The organism is Streptomyces sp. BK208, assembly GCF_004364245.1.
Classification (GTDB): domain Bacteria; phylum Actinomycetota; class Actinomycetes; order Streptomycetales; family Streptomycetaceae; genus Streptomyces.
Window position 1 is genome coordinate 199,568 of the sequence record NZ_SOAV01000013.1, and the last position, 17,174, is coordinate 216,741.

Consider the following 17,174-nt stretch of genomic DNA (forward strand, 5'->3'; position numbering starts at 1 on the left):
TGTCCTCGTTCCTCAGTGTTCTGCTGCTGTCATGTCCGGTGCCGGCCGCGCGGCCGGCCTGCCCGCGCGCAGCACGGGCTGCCCGACGAGGCTCAGTACCAGGGCGACGAGACCGCCGGCCGCCCCGGCCCACGCGGCGTGCGCGGACGTACCCACGTCGGCGAGGCGACCGCCGACGGCCGTACCCGACGCGATGCCCATCGCGCCGAAGCTGTTGAGCCATGAGAAGGCCTCGGACAGAGCTCCCTTGGGAGCCACCGATTCGAGGAGCGTGCTGCCCGCGATCAGGGCGGGCGAGACCGCGACGCCCGCGACGACCGCCAGGACCGCCATCACCGGGAGGGAGCCCGCGAAGGCCAGCGGGACCGCGCTGAGCGTCAGCACGGACGTGGTGAACACGAGCAGCGTGACCTGTGACACCCGCCAGTCGACGGCACCGTACGCGATTCCGGCGAAGAGGCTGCCCACCGCGATCAGGGCCAGCAGCACACCGGCGAGCCCCGGCGCGGACCGCTCCTCGGCGAACGCGATCATCGTGACGTCGATCGCGCCGAACAGAAAGCCCATCCCGGCGTAGGTGATCATCAGTACCCAGACCGCGGGCACCCCGATCGCCCTTCGCGGACGCTCGCCCGGCCGCTGGGCGCCGGCCGGTTCGGACCGTCGGTGCAGTGCCACGAAGACCGATCCGGTCACGGTCAGGACCGCGCAGGCGACCAGCCCTCCCGCCGGGTGCACCGACGAACTCAGCACGGTGACCAGCAGGGGTCCGAGCAGGAAGATCGTGTCGTCGAGCATGGACTCCATGGCGTACGCGGTGCGCAGCGTGCGCTGGTCGACGAACGACGCCCAGCGCGCCCGCATGAAACCGGTGAACGACACGGAGGTGCAACCGGTGAGTACGGCGGCGGCGACCATCATCCCGAGCGGCAGCTCCAGACCGACCGCGAGCAGGAGCAGGGTCATGCCGACCGCGTGTCCGAGACAGGCGCCGAGCAGCACCCTGCGCTGGCTGTGCCGGTCGGCCAGGCGCCCGAGGAACGGGGCGGCCACTCCCTGGGAGACGAGCATCGCCGCTGCCACCAGACCTGCGTCCCCCAGCGAACCGGTGACGGCGGAGATCAGCATGAGGCAGCCGATGGAGCGCATGGCGATCGGAAAGCGGCCGACCATGCCCCAGAACGCCAGCGAGGGGGCACCGGGCGCTCTCATGAGCCGGAGATAGGTACCCAGGCCGGAATTCGACGGCGACGCACTCCCGGACACATTTCTCCCGTGGCTGCAGAAAAATGACGCTGAAAATAACCCAGGTTTCCGGGGCGGATAACCTGATCGGTGGAGCGATCAGAAACCTCAGTGAGTGCCGGTGGCCTGAACCCCCGTTCGACCGGCCGTACGTAACGGTCCGTCATGCTAGGTGTGCCGTTCACAGCGTGTCAACGGTCATATTCGGCTGTGTGAAGACCCCGTCCTCCATTTACATCGGTCAAAACGCCTTGTCCTGCCGTGAGAGCGTCATTTCGGGCGGAGTATTATTCGCGCTTTCTTCGGCAAGGCGGCCCGCCCTTCGCACCCGGAGGCGGCCGGCGCGACAACCAGGAGGCGGCGTGACCGAGCGGACGCTCGCGACCCAGGAACCGGACGACCGGGGGGCTGGCCAGGAACCCCCGCAGCGGAAGAACGGTCTGTACCACGAGGTGAGTGAGGAACTCGCCGCGAACATGAGCCAGGGCTGGGCCGACACCGAGCGGCCGGACCTGCGGCCGATCCCCCAGGCGGGGCACACCGCCCGCCGCCGGACCGAACTGTCCGCCCGTTTCCCCGGGGAACGCCTGGTCGTCCCGGCCGGGACCCTGAAGACGCGCGCCAACGACATGGTCTACCGGTTCCGTCCCTCCTCCGACTACGTGTACCTGACGGGTGACCAGTCGGAGAACGGTGTCCTGGTCCTGGAGCCGCGGGAGGAAGGCGGACACGAGGCGACCGTCTTCCTGCTCCCGCGCTCCGACCGGGCCGACGGCGAGTTCTGGCTCTCCGACCGGGGCGAGCTGTGGGACGGGCGCCGCAACAGCCTCGGCGAGAACCGGCGGCTGCTCGGTCTGGCCTGCGGTGACGTGCGCGCCCTCGCGGGCACGCTGGAGGAGGGCACGGGCCCGGTCCGTCTGCTGCGGGGCCACGACGCCGGTGTCGAGGAGGCGCTCAGGGACAAGGTCACCGCGGAGCGCGACGAGGAGTTCCGGGTCTTCCTCTCCGAGATGCGCCGGGTGAAGGACGACTTCGAGATCGCCGATCTGCGCTTCGCCTGCGAGGCCACCGCCCGGGGCTTCGAGGACGTCGTGCGCTCCCTCGGCCGGGCACGGGCCACGTCCGAGCGGTACATCGAGGGCACGTTCTTCCTGCGGGCCCGGGTCGAGGGGAACGACGTCGGCTACAACACGATCGCCGCCGCCGGGCCGCACGCCACCACCATCCACTGGATGCGCAACGACGGTGCGGTGCGCGACGGCGATCTGCTGCTGCTCGACGCCGGTGTGGAGACCCGCAACCTCTACACCGCCGACATCACCCGGACCCTGCCGGTCAGCGGCCGGTTCTCGCCCCTCCAGCGCAGGATCTACGACGCGGTGCTGGAGGCACAGGAGGCCGGTATCGCGGCCGTCGGGCCGGGTGCCGCGTACCGGGACTTCCACGACGCGGCCCAGCGCGCCCTCGCCGTCCGGCTCGTCGAGTGGGGTCTGCTCGGCGACCTGACCGTGGAGAAGGTGCTGGAGCTGGGACTGCAGCGGCGCTGGACCATGCACGGCACCGGCCACATGCTCGGCCTGGACGTGCACGACTGCGCCGCGGCCCGGACGGAGGCGTACGTCGACGGCCCGCTGGAGCCGGGCATGTGCCTGACCGTGGAGCCCGGCCTCTACTTCCAGCCGGACGACCTGACGGTGCCGGAGGAGTACCGGGGCATCGGCGTGCGCATCGAGGACGACATCCTCGTCACCGAGGACGGCAACGAGAACCTCTCGGCCGCCCTCCCGCGCCGGGCGGACGAGATCGAGGCGTGGATGGCCCGGCTGCGTGCCTGACCGGCCGTGGGGCGCCACCCGGGGCCAGGGGTGGCGCCCCACGGGCGTACCGGTCCCGGAGGGCCGGTAATGCGCAGCAACATTGCGGAATTCCGCGCTCCGGCCGGATGCGGGGGGCCAGTTCGGCCACTTTGATCAGTGCGGGTCCTCGTCCCGACCAGCCGGATCACTTCCCGCCGGGGTGATGCGCCCTCATCTTCCGGCCATTACTTCAATTTTGCTGACCGGGGAATTCACAGCCGTGGCATGAACGGCATACAGCGCACCAGGTTGTTGATCCCATTTCATGATGGCGTGCTTTGCGGCCCGAACGGCACGACGCCCGGCAGCCGCTGGCGGAATTCGAGCTCTCTTCTGCTGAGTCGCCGTTACCCCGAGAACGGTGAACCATAGGGGCTTCTGGGGCCAGCCTTCGCCCGGATCCTCCTTGCCCGTACGCCAGTTCGGCACGCACCGCCGCGGCCGACTCGGCAGCCCCTCCGGGCGACGGGTCCGAGGCCTCCCGCTTGCCGCGGAATCGGCTGTAGCGAACGGGTCGGCTGCACTCGATGCGGTCGGCGAGCCGGCCGGTGGTGATGGCGTCCCGGCCCTCCTGTTCGGCGAGTTCGCAGATGACCGCCACGATGAGGCGCTCCGGCCGTTCCCGCAGCTTGTGTTCTTCTTCGGCACGAGTCTCTTCCTAGCAACGCTAGACAATCGAGCGTCAGCAGTACTAGCGTTGCCTCAACAGCTAGCGTCGCTAGATCGGTTACGGGAGAGGTCATCATGCTCAACGCACTCGAGGTTTTCACCACCGTGATCGTCGGCCTGATGGTGGGAGTGGAGTTCTCCGTCGCCTTCGTCATGAACCGGATCTTCGACGCCCTGCCCGAGGACAGTGACCAGCTCGCCCGCGCTCACGGGGGCCGGATGCTGGGCGCCCTCATGCCGTTCTGGTACATCGGCTCGCTCGTCCTCAGCGCGCTCTGGGCCATCGCCGGATGGGACCGCCCCGGCTCCGGGCTCGTCGTCATCGCCGCCGCGCTGCTGATCGTGAGTGTGATCATGTCGCTCCTGCTGCTCGTCCCGATCAACAACCGGGGCAAGACGTGGACCCCCGAGAACCGCCCCGCGGACTGGAAGGAGCAGATGAACCGCTGGGACCGCTACCACTACGTCCGCGTCGCCGTCATCGTCGCCGCCTTCGCCCTACTGGTCACCGCCCTTGTCTGAGCAGGACCTACCAGGCGGGTGCTTCGGCGTCGACCTTGAGTGCGTGAGTCCGCGGCCGGACCGGAATGCGTGAGCACCGCAACAAGGCATCCTCCCTGGGCATTGCCGGCGAAGCGCGACGATCACCAGGGTTCCGATCCAGGCCTGGAGTCCGGATCTCCGGGCGACGTCCTCGAAGTCCGTGAACGGACCTGAGCCCGGCGACTACGCACCGGCCACACGGATGCGACTACCGAGAGGACACCTGGTGAAGCGTCGGCGCCCCACACGAGCAGGAGAAGAACGCCGAACCGGCCGCCGTCGCTCATGGCCACTTGCGTATTCCTTGCACTGTCGTTGGGGCTCGGCGACGAACTGTGGGATCTGGCCGGCGTCTGGCACCGGGTTCGGCGCCGCCGTCGGAGTGCTGCTGCCGATCACGTTCACAGCGGCCGAACGCTCCTTCCGCCGGGCCGGCTCGGTCGGGAACACGCCCTCGCCTCGGTGGGCCGTGACTGGCGCGGACTACGCGACGGCAGCCTCGGTGAGCGGGATGGCCGCAGCCCGCGCGGTCCCCGGAAAGGGTTCCTCGGCCTCCTGTCACTGTGGGTGGCAACCATGCTGGGTGGGCCACCTCTATCCAGGTGCTTTCCTTGTGACACTGGGCAGCTTCGCCATGACGGTCGCCCTGCTGCACGGGCTGCCGAGACGGCTGTCCAAGGTGCGCCCGCGGCCCGGTCGATAGCTGCCGAGACAGCGGGGCAAAGGGACGGGACGCGTACGGAACCGCCCGGGGGATCGCACGGCTTGACCCGCGACCGCACGATCCCGGAGGCCGTGCCTTGGCCGGACGCCGTGTCCGCCGGAGCGCCGGAGAAGATGGCGACCGCGGCGGTCCTCCAGCGATTCTTCCGAGGTAGCTCTGCCAACTGGCTCAGCACGAACGCTCGGCCCCTGCGACGAGATGCGGCTTGCCAGCCGGCAAATCGCCATGCCCCCCTCGTCCCGGCTATGCCCGTCACGATCAAGGCCGGCTCCGGCCCACAGGCCGGGACGTGGAAAACCGGGTGACAGGCGACCTCCGGCAGACTGAGATGGCCCCAACGTCTGCCGCACGGGGCGGGCCGTTCCAGGAGCTGCTCTTGACAACCGAGAGAACCGCGGCCGCCCGCCCCACCATCGATGCCACTCTGGTGCGGCGCCTGGTCGAGACGCAGTTCCCCCAGTTTGCCGCTCAACCTCTGCAGCTGCTCGACCCGGCCGGCTCGGACCACGTGATCTACCGGTTGGGCGAGGAGCTGTCCGTCCGGCTGCCGCGTCATATCGGTGCCGTCGGACAGGCCGGCAAGGAGTACGAGTGGCTGCCCCGGCTCGCTCCGCACCTGCCCCTGACCGTCCCGGTCCCGGTGGGGGTCGGGAGGCCCGACTTCGGTTACCCGTGGCCGTGGGCGGTGTCCCGTTGGGTGGACGGTGACGTGGCGACCGCCGAGACACTGGCCGACTCACCCGATGCCGCCGTCGAGCTGGCAGAGTTCCTCAGCGCCCTTCAGCGTTTCGAGCCCGAGACGATCCCGAACCAGGACATGAGTGAGAGTCTTGCCGGCCAATCGCTGATCGCGCGGGATCCGTCGACGCGGGCCGCTATCGCGGAGGTCGACGGGGTGTTCGACGCTGTGGCCATGACCGAGCTGTGGGACGCAGCGATCAGCGCCCCCGAATGGGATGGTCCTCCGGCCTGGTTCCACGGCGACTTCCACACCGGAAACCTGCTGACGGTCGACGGCCGCCTCAGCGCAGTCATCGACTTCGGCGGACTCGGCATCGGTGACCCGGCCTGCGACCTGATGATCGCCTTCACGCTGATGTCGTCGCGGAGCCGGGCCGTTTTCCGCGCCGTGCTCGGCGTGAACGACGCCACCTGGGCCCGAGGCCGCGGCTGGGCACTGACCACGGCCCTGAGCGCCTACACCCACTACGCCACCGTGGATCCCCGGGTGGCCGCGCAGACCACCCGTCAGATCGCTGAGGCTCTCATCGGCTAGACAGCTGGGGCACAGGCGCCAGGCATCACCGGTGACCGGCCCAGGCGGCTACCCTGACCCGCCTCGGGCGAGCCAGGGACGCCTCAGGAAACGTTCGCCCGGTCCCCGTCCTCTGAGGCAGGGGTGAGTGTGGTCAGTCGGTTCGCGATCTCCTCTGCGGACAGCACGAGCGCGAACCCTTTGCGTAGGACGGCGAGTTCTGGTTCCTGCCGGGACTCGTCGTCGGTGGCTGTGACGTCAGACCCGACGACGACCTTGTAACCACGTTCGTACGCCTGACGGGCGGTGGTGCCGCAGCAGTAGTTGGTGAGTGTTCCCGTGACGATGACTGTGTCACGGGAGAGGTTGCGCAGCATCGTGTCGAGCGGGGTGTCGTAGAACGCGCCGTAGGAGGGCTTGCGGATCAGCGCCTCGTCGGGGCGGTGGTCCATCGGGGCCCAAACCTCGGCAGGCTCGGGCCGGCGCCAGTCGGTGTCGGCGTGTGGGAGGAACCGCAGGGCGTGCGGCCGGTCCAGTCCGAGATGGGTGTCGTCGAAGATGGTCCAGATCACCGGCACTGAGACGGCCCGGCACACCTCGACCAACTGCCGCAGCCGGGGTGCCATACGAGTGGCCGCGGGTACCCAGTAGGGGCTCCATCCGGGCCGGACGAATTCGTCCTGCATGTCGATGACCAGCAGCGCCGTCCGTTCGGGCTGTATGTCGAACGATGCCCGGCCGTGCTCGTAGGCGTTCCGTGCCCGTGCGGTCACCCATTCCTCGGTATACGTCATCCCCACCTCCTACATCGATTCGAGGTACATCGTTTCGATGTGCGAGAGTAGCAGCATGCTCGAACTCGCGATCCTGGGATTCCTGGCCGAGCGACCGCTGCACGGCTACCAACTGCGCCACCGGATAGCGCAGTTGTCCGGCCATGCCCGGCCGATCAGCGACGGCAGCCTCTATCCTGCGATCAACCGGCTGGTCAACGCCGGGCTGCTGGACCGGCGCACCGAACCGGGCGCCTCGGCCGCCCAGCGGCACACCCTGCACCTGACCGACGCCGGCCGCCGCGAACTGCTGCGCCGACTGAGGGACGCCGACGGCCTGGACATCAGCGACAGCACCCGGTACTTCACGATTCTGGCCTTCCTCTCTCAACTGCCTCGCACCGCTGACCAGCACGCAGTACTGCGTCGGCGGTTGGAATTCCTGGAACAGCCCGCGAGCTTCTTCCGTGACGGCGACCGCCCGCTGAGCGCCGAGGACACCGACGACCCTTACCGCCGTGGCATGCTCACCATCGCCCGCGCAACGAGCCGCGCGGAACGGTCCTGGCTGCGGGAAGTCCTGGACTGAGGACGCGCCGGCCCCTCGTCCGTTCTCACTCCGGACGCTCTCTTCCCGTGCGGCCGCGAGTCGCAGAGCCGGTACGGGTCCGTGAGATCGGCAGGCGTCAAGATCAGCTCACAACGTAACTGGATCGTTCCGGCTCACGGCGCGGCACGCTGCGCGGCGTCTGGAGGCATCGACGGCGCATCGGTGGCGCAGAGGAAACTCAAGTGCCCGCTCTCCCACCGCGGCTGACAGAAGCTCGTATCCGTACATCAGCCGGCCGATGGTCCCGGAGAGCAGCGGACCACCCTCGGTCCCGCCCATTGCCTGCCTGAACCGAGCCGACAATCGATTCACGTCGCCGCTTCGGCCGGACGCAGGCCGGCTTTCTCCGCCGAGTAGGACGAGGCGAAGGTGAACGCGTCCGGGCTCGGCCCGTGGGCGCGCAGTGTCGCCAGTCGGTCCAAGGCCTCCTCGACGGTGGGGAGGTGACCGACCGGGACCCACCAGAGCACCAGGTGTGCCTGCACGTGCCGGTCGAACCATTCGCGTCGGCGCCGCATCACCTCAAGATGCCCGCTGCGGTAGGTGAAGTCCCACAGCGCCTCCTGGCTCTCCCATACCGAGAGGTTGACGACCACGTCCTCGCCCGCGGGCCGCAGTCCGGTGGCGTCGTTCGCCCCGTCGGCCACAAGCCGCCACACGAAGCCCGGTGCGGCATCCGCGTCGGCGTTGATCGGGTCGAGCTGTGCGACGAACTCTGCCATGTGCGGGTCGTCGAAGGAGTGGCGAAGGGTGACGACGTTCAACTCGGCCAGGTTGAAGGCGTGTTGGGGTGTGGTCATGGTGACATCCCAACATGAGGCCGACTCTATGTCAACGAACGTTGTTTTTAGAGTTCCCGTCATTCCTTGAGTCTTCGAGGACCACGCAGCACCCTCCCGGCCGAGCCTCCATCCGCACCGCCACCGGGCCGTCTCCGATCAGCCCTTCGAGCAGGGCCAGATTCATACCGCAGACGAGCGGCGGAAAGCGTTCGGCGACCGTGTGGAAGGGGCAGTTGCGCATACGGACGACGCGTGGGCCCGCCTCGCCGTCCTCTCCGCCGCCCTCCAGTTGCGGCGCGTAGCCTCGGGCTGCCAGCACCCCCATGGCCTCCTCCAGATCCCCACAGGGCGTCACGGGTCCGCGGTCGGCCTCGCCCCGTCGTCGGGCCGTCGCGAAAAGCCGGCTGTCGAGCCCCGCCTCCTCGGCGGCTTCCGCGAGGAGGCTGGCGACCGTGCGGTAATCCCGGGCGGGCAGCGACACCGACCGCTCCGTGCGGGCGGGTGAGTAGACCTTGGCAGGGCGGCCCGCGCCGGGTCCCGAGCGGCCGGTCAGGCGGCGGTTGCCGCTGTTCAGCAACCCGACCTCGGTGAGCTTGTCCAGGTGGTGGGCGGCCAGGGTCCGCGTCACGCCGACCGCTTGGGCCGCCTCGTTGCGCCCGACCTCACGTCCCTGCTCCACCACGTACTCGTACAGGCGCCTGCGCACCGAGTCCTGCAAGGCCGCGATCGCTTCGATGTCTTCCACCGGGCCAGTCTATGAACAACGCAGGTTGGCGGTAGAGAGGTGCGGGAGCGGTTGGGCCGGTGCCCGGCAGCCTGGTCTGGCCGGAGTGGCGGTGCAGGGCGAGCAGGGTGATAGCCGGGCACCCGAGCACCGTTCAGGTGGGTCCTCGGCGTTCGTCGCTCGGTAGGTGTGCCAGGCAACACGCGATGTCTTCTCGGAACCGGGTCGCCACCGGGGTCGCGTCGATGAGACGGTTCTGATGGACTCACCGCATGACGAGACTGCCGCGACGTCTGCTGCTGGCCCTCGACGGGTTCAACGCCGCTCACCCCTGGGACCACAACGCCCATTACCACCGGTGGATCATGAGGCAGCTGCTCGGGAGCTTCGGCACCGCCCTGGACGTCGGCTGTGGCACCGGGGAACTGGCCAGACTGCTGGTCACGCGAGCCGCTGCGGTGGAGGCAGTCGATTCTGATCCAGCGGTGATCGCCCGGGCGCAGGAACTGACCTCTCCCGAGACTCCGGTGACCTTCACCACCGCGGACGCGCTCACCGGGGTCCCGGCGGGTTCCTACGACGTCATCACCTGCGTCGCCGCCCTTCACCACCTGCCCTTCGCCGACGCCCTCGCCCATTTCCGCCGGCACCTGGCGCCCGGTGGGACTTTGGTTGTCGTCGGACTCTGGCGTGCTCGGACTCCTGCCGACCACCTGCTCGGAGCCGCCGCCATTGTTCCCAATGCCGTCACGGGCTGGATCAAGAACAAGGGCCGCACGGCATGTCTGCCGGCCTCGATGACGGCGCCAGTGCGACCAGCGACCATGAGCTATTCCGAGATCGTCCACGAAGCCCGACGCATACTGCCCGGGGCACGAGTGCGCCGTCGGCTGTTCTGGCGCTACACGCTGGTGTGGCATCAAGGCTGAGCCGAGAGTCTGATCCTGTCAGACGGCGTTACGGATCAGCTGCTGGAGCACCTTCAGCGTGGTGACGTAGTCGGCGTCGTCGATGCCCTCGTGCAGGGCAGCACGGATTGCGGGGGCATTGCTGGCCAGGTCGACACGGGCCTGTTCGCCCTCCGTGGTGAGCCGCAGCCGGTCCTCTGCTTCCCGGGTCAGCCAGCCGCGTTCCAGGAGCACCTCGGCCTCCGCCGCCAGGTCGTCCTCGGGGCGGATGTAGGAGGCCATGGCTCGGCGCAGCTCGAGCAGGGTCATTCCCTCGCCGTCAGGCGAAAGGTCGTTCTTCGAGAGGTTGCGCAGTATCCAGAACTGGGGCTGGGTGTAGCCCTTTTCGGCCTGTCGGGCCCGGGTGTACGCGATGAGCGCCTCGTAGGCGACACCGGTCCAGTACGCGGCGGGTTGCCCGGCGAGTTCGGTGTCGGAGATCTGCTCGGTCGTCATGGGGGGTCCCTCCGGGTTCTTCTGAGCGGAGCCCGCACACCGTGCAGGCCGTGGGAAGAAGGTAGGACCTCAAGTTTGGTTGAGGGCAAGCCCGTGACCGTAGTGGCGCTGTGCTCTGGTCACGGTGGACGGCTCCCGGCGGACCGTGGGCACGGCGGGGCCCGGCAGGCGGGCGCCTGTGGCGGTCGGGCTCCCGCCGCCGTCGAGAGGCCTGCGGTGGTGCCGGAGCTGTCCCCGCTGCGGATCACGGCCAGGTGACCGTCCTGGGGCCGTGGGAGTCTCGTGAACGGGGAGTTGCCGGTCAGGGACGAATGAGGGCCTTGAGGGCGCGGCGGTCGGCCATCGCCCGGTAGGCGTCCGGCGTCCGGTCGAGAGGGAAGGTCCCACTGAAGACGAGCCCGGGGACGATCGTGCCGTCCAGGACGTCGGGCATCAGTTGCGGGATGTAGGTGCGGGCGGGGCTGGCACCGCCGGTAAGGGTGACGTCACGCATGAACTCGGCGGGGCCGAACGAGACTTGTTCGTACTGAGGCACGCCCAGGCGGCTGATGGTGCCGCCGTCCAGGACGGCGCCCAAAGCGGTGTCGAAGGCGAGGCGGGTACCGACGGCCTCGATGACCTTGCCGACGCCGCCGGTCAGTTCACGGATCCGCGTGATGCCCTCCTCACCGCGTTCGGCGACAACGTCGGTGGCACCGAAGTCGCGGCCCAGGCTGGTGCGGGTTGCGTGGCGGCCGGCGAGCACGATCCGCTCGGCGCCCAGCCGCTTGGCGGCGAGCACCGCGCACAGGCCGACCGCGCCGTCGCCGACTACCAGCACCGTGTCACCGCGGCCGACGCCGGCGGTGACGGCGCCGTGGTGGCCGGTGGTCATCACGTCCGAGAGGGCAAGGAGCGACGGGATCAGCGCGGAGTCGGCGGCCACGGGCAGCCTGACCAGGGTGCCGTCCGCGTACGGGACACAGACGGCCTCGCCCTGTCCGCCGTCGACGCCGTCGAAGCCGTACCGGCCGCCGTTGCGGCAGGAGATGTGCAGGCCCTTGGCGCAGTAGTCGCAGGTGTTGTCGCTGTAGGTGAACGGTGCGACGACGAGGTCCCCCGCCGTGAGGGTGGTGACGTCCGTGCCGGTCTCCTCGATGACGCCGAGGAACTCGTGTCCCATGGGGCGGCCGGTGCCGGTGGCGGGCATGGACGCGTAGGGCCACAGGTCGCTGCCGCACACGCAGGAGGCGACGACGCGGACCACCGCATCGGTCGTCCGGACGATCTTCGGGTCGGGCCGGTCCTCGACACGGACGTCGCCGGCTCCGTACATCACTGCTGCACGCATGGGGTCTTGCTCCAAACTGATTGGGGGATCGCAGGGGGCGTTGTCAGCGGTCGAGCATCCGGGCCTGGACATCCTCGGCGGTGTCGATCAGAGTGACGCCCAGGTCCAGCGCCCGGTGCACGGTCCTGGTCGACTCCGTGTCGTCGGTGCCCGAGTCCGTGTAGCCGTGAGACATGCCCCACGCGCCCTGTCGGATCTGGGAGACGTCCAGGCCACGCGGGTTGGTGTAGCGCATCGTGCCCCTTCGCGTCGTAGCGTGCCCCGGCGCCCTCACCGTCCTCCCGGCCGGCGGACCGTGCCTGTTCCGGGCCGGTGGGCCGGTCGAGGTGGTCAGGACGTCGGCGTCTTGCTGCTTCACCTTCGCCCGGATTCCGGTGGTGTGGCAGGGCGGGCTCTTCGGGGGTAGTGGCAGGGCCCCTCTCCCGGCTGCGCGGCAGGTGCGCGGTGCGTGAGACTGGGACCCATGGCATCCCAGAGCGCACCCCATGACGGCGCCGAGCTGGGCCGCTACCTTCGCGCCCGCCGGACCCAGACCAGCCCCGAGCACGTAGGGCTCACTCCCGGCGCCGGCCTGCGGCGCACCCCGGGGCTGCGCCGCGAGGAGGTGGCCACCCTCGCCGGCATCAGCATCGACTACTACGTCCGTCTGGAGCGCGGCAAGGAGACGCGCCCCAGTCCCGCCGTCCTCGACTCCCTCGCCCGCGCCCTGCGCATGGACGACCAGGAACACCGGCACCTGCGCGAGCTCGCCGCCCGCGCCGCCCGCTACATCGGCGAACCACCACCTGCCCCCAGCCCGACCGTGCGCCCCCACCTGAAGCTGCTGCTGGAGTCACTGCGGCCGAACCCCGCCTACGTCATCAGCCGCAGCATGGACATGCTCGCCTCGAACCCCGGCGGCCTCGCCTTGTACGCGGGCCTGGACGACTGGCCCGTCAAGCACCGCAACCTCGCTCGCTACCTCTTCCTCCACCCCGCCGCCCGCGATCTGTTTCCCGACTGGGACCGGCAGATCATGGGCTGCGTCGCCCGCCTGCGCGCCGTCGCAGGCACCGCCCCCGACGCGCCCGACCTGACGAACCTCGTCGGCGAACTCCTCCTCAAGAGCGCCGATTTCTCTGGACTCTGGGAACGCTACGAGGTCACCGGCCGCAAGCCTGCCCACAAGACCTTCCACCACCCACAGGTCGGCACCCTCACCCTCACGTCCCAGGCCCTGCACGTCGAAGGCACCCCCGGCCAGCGCATCGGCGTCTACACCGCCGAACCCGGAACCCCCGACCACGACGCCCTGCTCCTGCTCGACATGACCGCGCCCGCGATCACACACGGCAAGCAGCTTCCCCATCCACCCTCCTGAGATCACCCGACGCACCGGCTGCACGTGGCTATGGCGCCGCTGGCCCCCCGGGACCTGGTCTCCCACGGATTCCGGAGCCGGGTCGACGACCACCGCGTACGGATGGGTCTACGCCCCGGCAGACCTCGAAGCACTGCCGGCAGGCGCACCGCGGACTCTCTCCGAAGACCGGTCAGGAGCCGGCGACAAGCCGACTTGATACCGGCTCTGTCGAAGCAGTCCCGGGCTGTCACCACTCGCTACGACAAGCGGGGTCACCTCCATCTTGGCACCGCGACAGCGGCAGCCGGCATGCCCGCACCGTGATGCTGCCGCAGCACACCGTGGACGGGCTACGTCATCAACTCGATGTGCGGATGGTCGGGCTCCGCCGGGCAGACGAACAGGTGCTGCCGGTAGCCGCTGCCTATCTGGACCCCGGTCGCGTTGTAACCGCGGTGGCCGGGGTACGGTCCAGCACCGGGGTGGGGGTGTGGAGACCAGCTGTTCCCGGCGTCGTCCCCTTCCTCGAACGTGGCGACGGTCATAAGGACCTCCACGCCCGTGCCGCACTCGGAGCAGGGCTGCGGGCTGGGGTCGGTGGAGTCCCAAGCGGGCCAGCCGCCGACCTTCCAGCCGGGTGCGTTGGACAGCACACAGTCGTAGTACGTGTCCGGGTCCATGTCTTCCTCTGCTGCCTGCGGCACACTCCAATGCTTGAGCTTCTCCCGCAGTTCTTCGCTCAGCTCCAGATGGTCGGGGTACTCGGTGATCTGCTCCGGTTCGAGCACGCACGGGTCCGGCAGATAGCCGTCGAACTGCACTGCGGGCGGCTCTGGGGGCGTGTCGAGGATGTCGGTGACGGCGGCCGCCGAACGCCAGAAGAGCAGGGTCCTGGGCATGATCGGATGATCGAAGGGGCACCACAGAACCTGCAGCAGGTCCTTGCCCTCCGGCGGGCTCAGATCGGGCACGTCTCGCGCGTACAACTGCGCGACGGGCAGCATCGCCACGGGGCCGTCGAACGACTGGACCGCCAGCCTCAGCGGATATGTGCGAGGGGGCCGGATCCGCTCGAGAGTCTCCCGCTCTTCCGGAGTCAGGTCCCGGCCGTGCGAGGCGGCGAAGACCCGCCGTTCCAGCCGCAGATCCGCCGGAGACCGGGCTGGGTTGATGCCGTCCACCACATGCGGTTCCTCGCAGTGCGGCCACGGCTCCTCGGCAGGCCACAGCAGCGGCCCGCCGATCGAGCTGTCGTGCCACGTCGGCGCCCCGCGGCGGGGGTGCAGGCGGGTCGCCGTGCGGGCCAGCGAAGCCAGTTGGGGAAAGACCGCGACGACGTCGATCGGCCGTGGCGGAGTGACAGGCGTGACGTTCATGGCCGCAATCCTGCCAATCGCCTCTGACAACGGGCCTTGTGGCCCACGAACGCGGACGACCCGCGAGCAGGTCCACGATCGCCGCGTGGCCGCTCCGGATGTCGGTTGATCACCGTTCGCTGATCGCACCACTGCCCACGCCTGCCCCCGGTTTCGGCAGATGCCGTACCGGCCGAGCCCACTTGTCGTCCGTCAGATGTCCTCGCGCCACGATCAGAACGATGCGTCATGAGGCAGGACAGCCCACCAGGATCGGCCGGACAGCATGGCGGACCGATCGCGGCCCTGCGGCGGCGAGGTCCCTCCAATCCGGCGGAGTCCAGTTGAGGTGGTGACCGCGGGCTGCGCGCCTCAGCGCGGTGCCGGGCAGGGGCTTCGGGCGGACCTCCTACAGACGCGACGCGTTCACCGCCGTTCCGGGGCCCTGGTTGCCGGCGCCGACCATGATCAATCCGCGCCCGACCACCAGTCACCTGTGTGTGCGTGAGGCGTGCGCGTCTGCAGTGACGCTGCCTTGCGAGGTGTCTTCCTCGGAAGGCGGCTTCAGGACGCCCCGCCCGCGCGTCCGGTCCATCTCGCGCCATTCCGGTCGCAGTCCCGCCAGATTCGTGGTGAGGAAGTACGCGGCACCGCAGGTGAGCAGCACCGGCACGAGTCCGGCAGCGGTCACCGCCGCGCCGGCGAGCAGTCCGCCGAGAGGGATACCGGACCAGGCCAGCGAGTCGCCGAGGGCGTTGACCCGGCCCAGCATCCGGCGTGGCACCCGCTCGACGAGGACGGCCCCCAGTACCGGGTTGACGAAGCCGGCGCCGAACCCACTGATCGCAAAGACGGCTATCACCACCACCAACGGGGCGTCTAAGGCCAGGATCAGGAACCTCGGAGCCCCGGCAAGCAAGAACCCGGTGAGAACCACCATCCGCCGCCGCAGCCGGTGCGCGACCATCGCGGCGATCAGGCTCCCGGCGACCCCCGCGGCACCCATCATGCTGCCCATCAGGCCGATCGCGGTCGGTCCGTTGCTGGATTTCCTGGCCCAGACGGGTACGAGTACCGAGGTGATCGCCGCGTCCAGCAGGTTGGTGATGCCGACCATGACGATGACGGTGAGCAGCAGCGGTTCGCCGCGCAGGAAGGTGAAGCCTTCGCCGAACCGCCGCCAGTAGCCCGCATCCGTCTCCCCGGCCGGCGCCGGGGCTTCCTCGGCCGTCTGGCCCATGCCGCGAGGCAGGGCTAGTTTGATGATCACCGATCCGAGGGCGAAACAGCCCGCGTTGACCGCGAGCCCGGTCAAGGGACCGACCAGCGCCACCAGGGATCCGCCGACTGCCAGGCCGACGGTAGAGGCGAGCCGCTCGATCACGCCGGACAGCCCGGTGGCCCGCTCCAGCGGTACCCGGCCACGCTCGGCCGCCTCCGGGACCATCACCTCCTTGGCCAGGTCGCCGGGCCCCCGGGCCGCACCGATCAACGCGACCAGAACCAGCAGAAGGGGCAAGGAGAGCAGATCGAGGGTGTGGAGCAGGGGAACCGCAGCGGCGGCGGTCGCGCTGGCCAGATCGGTGGTCCAGGAAACGGCTCGCGGTCCGATCCGGTCCACCAGCGGTCCGGTGAACGCCTTGACCACCACGTAGGGAGTCATCTCGCAGAAGGCGACCAGTCCGGTCTGGGTGGCGCTGCCGGTGGTCACGAGGACGAACCAGGGCAGTGCAACAACGGAGATCCGAGTGCCGGTCAGCGACACGGCCATGGCCGTCAGCACTCCGCCCAGCGGTCGTAAGGACGTCCTGCCGGGTATCGCGCCCGGCTCCGAGGCGTCGTCGGTCATGACGTCGGGTCCCCTTCCTCTTCCTGAGGGCCAGGGCCGGGAGGGGGTGACGACGCGGCAGGGGCATCCAGTTCGGGCAGGATCTGCGTGATCACGGCGACCCGTTCAGCTTCCTCGGGGGCTCCTGCCGCCGTCTCCGGCGCATCTCGCCGGTAACGCGCGATGACGTCCGACAACTCCCGGTACAGGGCAGCGGCCTCCTCTGGCGTGAGCCGCAAGGCCCAGTCGCTCATGTCGAAGGTGTTCCGCCATGCGCGGGGCATCGTCTGAAGCCCGTTCAGGGTCTGCTGCGTGCGCAGGGTGTAGATGGCGGCGATGGACTGCTGGTAGGCCAGTGCGGCCTCGGGCTCCCGCTCGGCCAGCTCCGGATCGTTGAACCAGGTCGTCCGGTGCACCGACCGCCACCAGCGCTCTCGCGCGTTGCCGCGTTCGGTGTCCTCCTCGACGAAACCGGCCGCACCGAGCTGCCGGAGGTGGTAACTGGCCGTACCGGAATTCACGCCCAACCGCTCCGCGAGGCGGGTGGCCGTCGACGGCCCGTACTTCCGCAGCAGCCCGACCAACTGCACGCGCACCGGATGCGCCAGGGCACGCAACCCCTTGGCATCCAGGACGACCGAGTCCTCTTCAAGGTTCGGGCCGTCCGGCATCTCCACTGCATCAGCCATACCGCACACGGTAGTCTGCAAAGAGTTCTTCGCAAAGAGGTCTTCG

The 17,174-nt window shown here is 69.4% G+C and carries 15 protein-coding genes and 2 pseudogenes; 6 read left to right on the forward strand and 11 right to left on the reverse strand.

The window, feature by feature from the left end:
- Positions 1-12 precede the first annotated feature (12 nt).
- Complete coding sequence (locus EV562_RS28720) at positions 13-1,212, reverse strand: MFS transporter (RefSeq protein WP_133889769.1); 1,200 nt, start codon at positions 1,210-1,212, stop codon at positions 13-15.
- 395 nt (positions 1,213-1,607) lie between these two features.
- Here EV562_RS28720 and EV562_RS28725 point away from each other — a divergent pair, with 395 nt between their 5' ends.
- The gene (locus tag EV562_RS28725; protein ID WP_243860218.1) at positions 1,608-3,080 is read left to right on the forward strand and encodes an aminopeptidase P family protein; all 1,473 of its coding nucleotides are present in this window, start codon (positions 1,608-1,610) and stop codon (positions 3,078-3,080) included.
- Between the two features lie 445 nt (positions 3,081-3,525).
- Here EV562_RS28725 and EV562_RS35735 read toward each other — a convergent pair.
- Positions 3,526-3,729: pseudogene (locus EV562_RS35735) on the reverse strand (TetR family transcriptional regulator); the annotation flags it as partial.
- A gap of 116 nt (positions 3,730-3,845) precedes the next feature.
- On the opposite strand from EV562_RS35735, the gene EV562_RS28730 reads away from it, so the two are divergent.
- Positions 3,846-4,292 (forward strand): DUF1772 domain-containing protein, encoded by a 447-nt coding sequence (locus EV562_RS28730; RefSeq protein WP_133889770.1) that lies wholly within the window; start codon positions 3,846-3,848, stop codon positions 4,290-4,292.
- A gap of 1,121 nt (positions 4,293-5,413) precedes the next feature.
- Positions 5,414-6,313, forward strand: a complete 900-nt coding sequence (locus tag EV562_RS28735) for an aminoglycoside phosphotransferase family protein (protein WP_166662041.1) — start codon at positions 5,414-5,416, stop codon at positions 6,311-6,313.
- 83 nt (positions 6,314-6,396) lie between these two features.
- Here the strand turns inward: EV562_RS28735 and EV562_RS28740 are convergent, their stop codons facing one another.
- Positions 6,397-7,086, reverse strand: coding sequence for an isochorismatase family cysteine hydrolase (locus EV562_RS28740; protein WP_133889771.1), 690 nt, complete (start codon positions 7,084-7,086; stop codon positions 6,397-6,399).
- A 55-nt stretch (positions 7,087-7,141) separates the two neighbouring features.
- On the opposite strand from EV562_RS28740, the gene EV562_RS28745 reads away from it, so the two are divergent.
- Positions 7,142-7,654: a PadR family transcriptional regulator gene (locus tag EV562_RS28745; RefSeq protein ID WP_166662042.1), complete on the forward strand. Its 513-nt coding sequence runs from the start codon at positions 7,142-7,144 to the stop codon at positions 7,652-7,654.
- Between the two features lie 329 nt (positions 7,655-7,983).
- Here EV562_RS28745 and EV562_RS28750 read toward each other — a convergent pair whose 3' ends face one another.
- Entirely contained in the window at positions 7,984-8,475 is a 492-nt protein-coding gene (locus EV562_RS28750) for a DUF3291 domain-containing protein (RefSeq protein WP_133889773.1), read from the reverse strand.
- Positions 8,476-8,506: 31 nt separating this feature from the next.
- On the reverse strand, positions 8,507-9,202 hold the full coding sequence (locus EV562_RS28755) for a transcriptional regulator (protein WP_133889774.1): 696 nt from the start codon (positions 9,200-9,202) through the stop codon (positions 8,507-8,509).
- Between the two features lie 251 nt (positions 9,203-9,453).
- On the opposite strand from EV562_RS28755, the gene EV562_RS28760 reads away from it, so the two are divergent.
- A complete protein-coding gene (locus EV562_RS28760; RefSeq protein ID WP_133889775.1) occupies positions 9,454-10,110 on the forward strand; it encodes a class I SAM-dependent methyltransferase in 657 nt (218 codons plus the stop codon).
- Positions 10,111-10,128: 18 nt separating this feature from the next.
- Here the strand turns inward: EV562_RS28760 and EV562_RS28765 are convergent, their stop codons facing one another.
- The 3 genes and pseudogenes from EV562_RS28765 to EV562_RS28775 form a co-directional block, all read right to left on the reverse strand.
- Positions 10,129-10,584 carry a MarR family winged helix-turn-helix transcriptional regulator gene (locus EV562_RS28765; protein ID WP_133889776.1) on the reverse strand — a complete coding sequence of 152 codons (456 nt, stop codon included), beginning with the start codon at positions 10,582-10,584 and terminating at the stop codon, positions 10,129-10,131.
- 301 nt (positions 10,585-10,885) lie between these two features.
- Positions 10,886-11,914, reverse strand: coding sequence for an alcohol dehydrogenase catalytic domain-containing protein (locus EV562_RS28770; protein ID WP_208298445.1), 1,029 nt, complete (start codon positions 11,912-11,914; stop codon positions 10,886-10,888).
- A 76-nt stretch (positions 11,915-11,990) separates the two neighbouring features.
- A pseudogene (locus EV562_RS28775) lies at positions 11,991-12,149 on the reverse strand (aldo/keto reductase); the annotation flags it as partial.
- 228 nt (positions 12,150-12,377) lie between these two features.
- On the opposite strand from EV562_RS28775, the gene EV562_RS28780 reads away from it, so the two are divergent.
- Positions 12,378-13,274: a helix-turn-helix transcriptional regulator gene (locus tag EV562_RS28780; RefSeq protein ID WP_133889777.1), complete on the forward strand. Its 897-nt coding sequence runs from the start codon at positions 12,378-12,380 to the stop codon at positions 13,272-13,274.
- Between the two features lie 332 nt (positions 13,275-13,606).
- Here the strand turns inward: EV562_RS28780 and EV562_RS28785 are convergent, their stop codons facing one another.
- The 3 genes from EV562_RS28785 to EV562_RS28795 all read right to left on the reverse strand — a co-directional run bounded on the left by EV562_RS28785 (position 13,607) and on the right by EV562_RS28795 (position 17,128).
- Positions 13,607-14,632 (reverse strand): hypothetical protein, encoded by a 1,026-nt coding sequence (locus EV562_RS28785; protein WP_133889778.1) that lies wholly within the window; start codon positions 14,630-14,632, stop codon positions 13,607-13,609.
- Between the two features lie 469 nt (positions 14,633-15,101).
- Positions 15,102-16,460, reverse strand: a complete 1,359-nt coding sequence (locus tag EV562_RS28790; RefSeq protein ID WP_133889779.1) for an MFS transporter — start codon at positions 16,458-16,460, stop codon at positions 15,102-15,104.
- Positions 16,457-17,128, reverse strand: a complete 672-nt coding sequence (locus EV562_RS28795; protein WP_133889780.1) for a helix-turn-helix domain-containing protein — start codon at positions 17,126-17,128, stop codon at positions 16,457-16,459. Before EV562_RS28795 ends, EV562_RS28790 begins: the two co-directional genes overlap by 4 nt.
- Positions 17,129-17,174 lie beyond the last annotated feature (46 nt).

Excerpts from the sequence above, each read along its gene's own strand:
- EV562_RS28770 (WP_208298445.1), bottom strand. The coding sequence starts at position 11,914 with ATGCGTGCAGCAGTGATGTACGGAGCCGGCGACGTCCGTGTCGAGGAC.
- EV562_RS28745 (WP_166662042.1), top strand. The coding sequence starts at position 7,142 with ATGCTCGAACTCGCGATCCTGGGATTCCTGGCCGAGCGACCGCTGCAC.
- EV562_RS28730 (WP_133889770.1), top strand. The coding sequence starts at position 3,846 with ATGCTCAACGCACTCGAGGTTTTCACCACCGTGATCGTCGGCCTGATG.
- EV562_RS28790 (WP_133889779.1), bottom strand. The coding sequence starts at position 16,460 with ATGACCGACGACGCCTCGGAGCCGGGCGCGATACCCGGCAGGACGTCC.
- EV562_RS28795 (WP_133889780.1), bottom strand. The coding sequence starts at position 17,128 with ATGGCTGATGCAGTGGAGATGCCGGACGGCCCGAACCTTGAAGAGGAC.
- EV562_RS28780 (WP_133889777.1), top strand. The coding sequence starts at position 12,378 with ATGGCATCCCAGAGCGCACCCCATGACGGCGCCGAGCTGGGCCGCTAC.
- EV562_RS28760 (WP_133889775.1), top strand. The coding sequence starts at position 9,454 with ATGACGAGACTGCCGCGACGTCTGCTGCTGGCCCTCGACGGGTTCAAC.
- EV562_RS28785 (WP_133889778.1), bottom strand. The coding sequence starts at position 14,632 with ATGAACGTCACGCCTGTCACTCCGCCACGGCCGATCGACGTCGTCGCG.
- EV562_RS28720 (WP_133889769.1), bottom strand. The coding sequence starts at position 1,212 with ATGAGAGCGCCCGGTGCCCCCTCGCTGGCGTTCTGGGGCATGGTCGGC.
- EV562_RS28750 (WP_133889773.1), bottom strand. The coding sequence starts at position 8,475 with ATGACCACACCCCAACACGCCTTCAACCTGGCCGAGTTGAACGTCGTC.
- EV562_RS28765 (WP_133889776.1), bottom strand. The coding sequence starts at position 10,584 with ATGACGACCGAGCAGATCTCCGACACCGAACTCGCCGGGCAACCCGCC.
- EV562_RS28740 (WP_133889771.1), bottom strand. The coding sequence starts at position 7,086 with ATGACGTATACCGAGGAATGGGTGACCGCACGGGCACGGAACGCCTAC.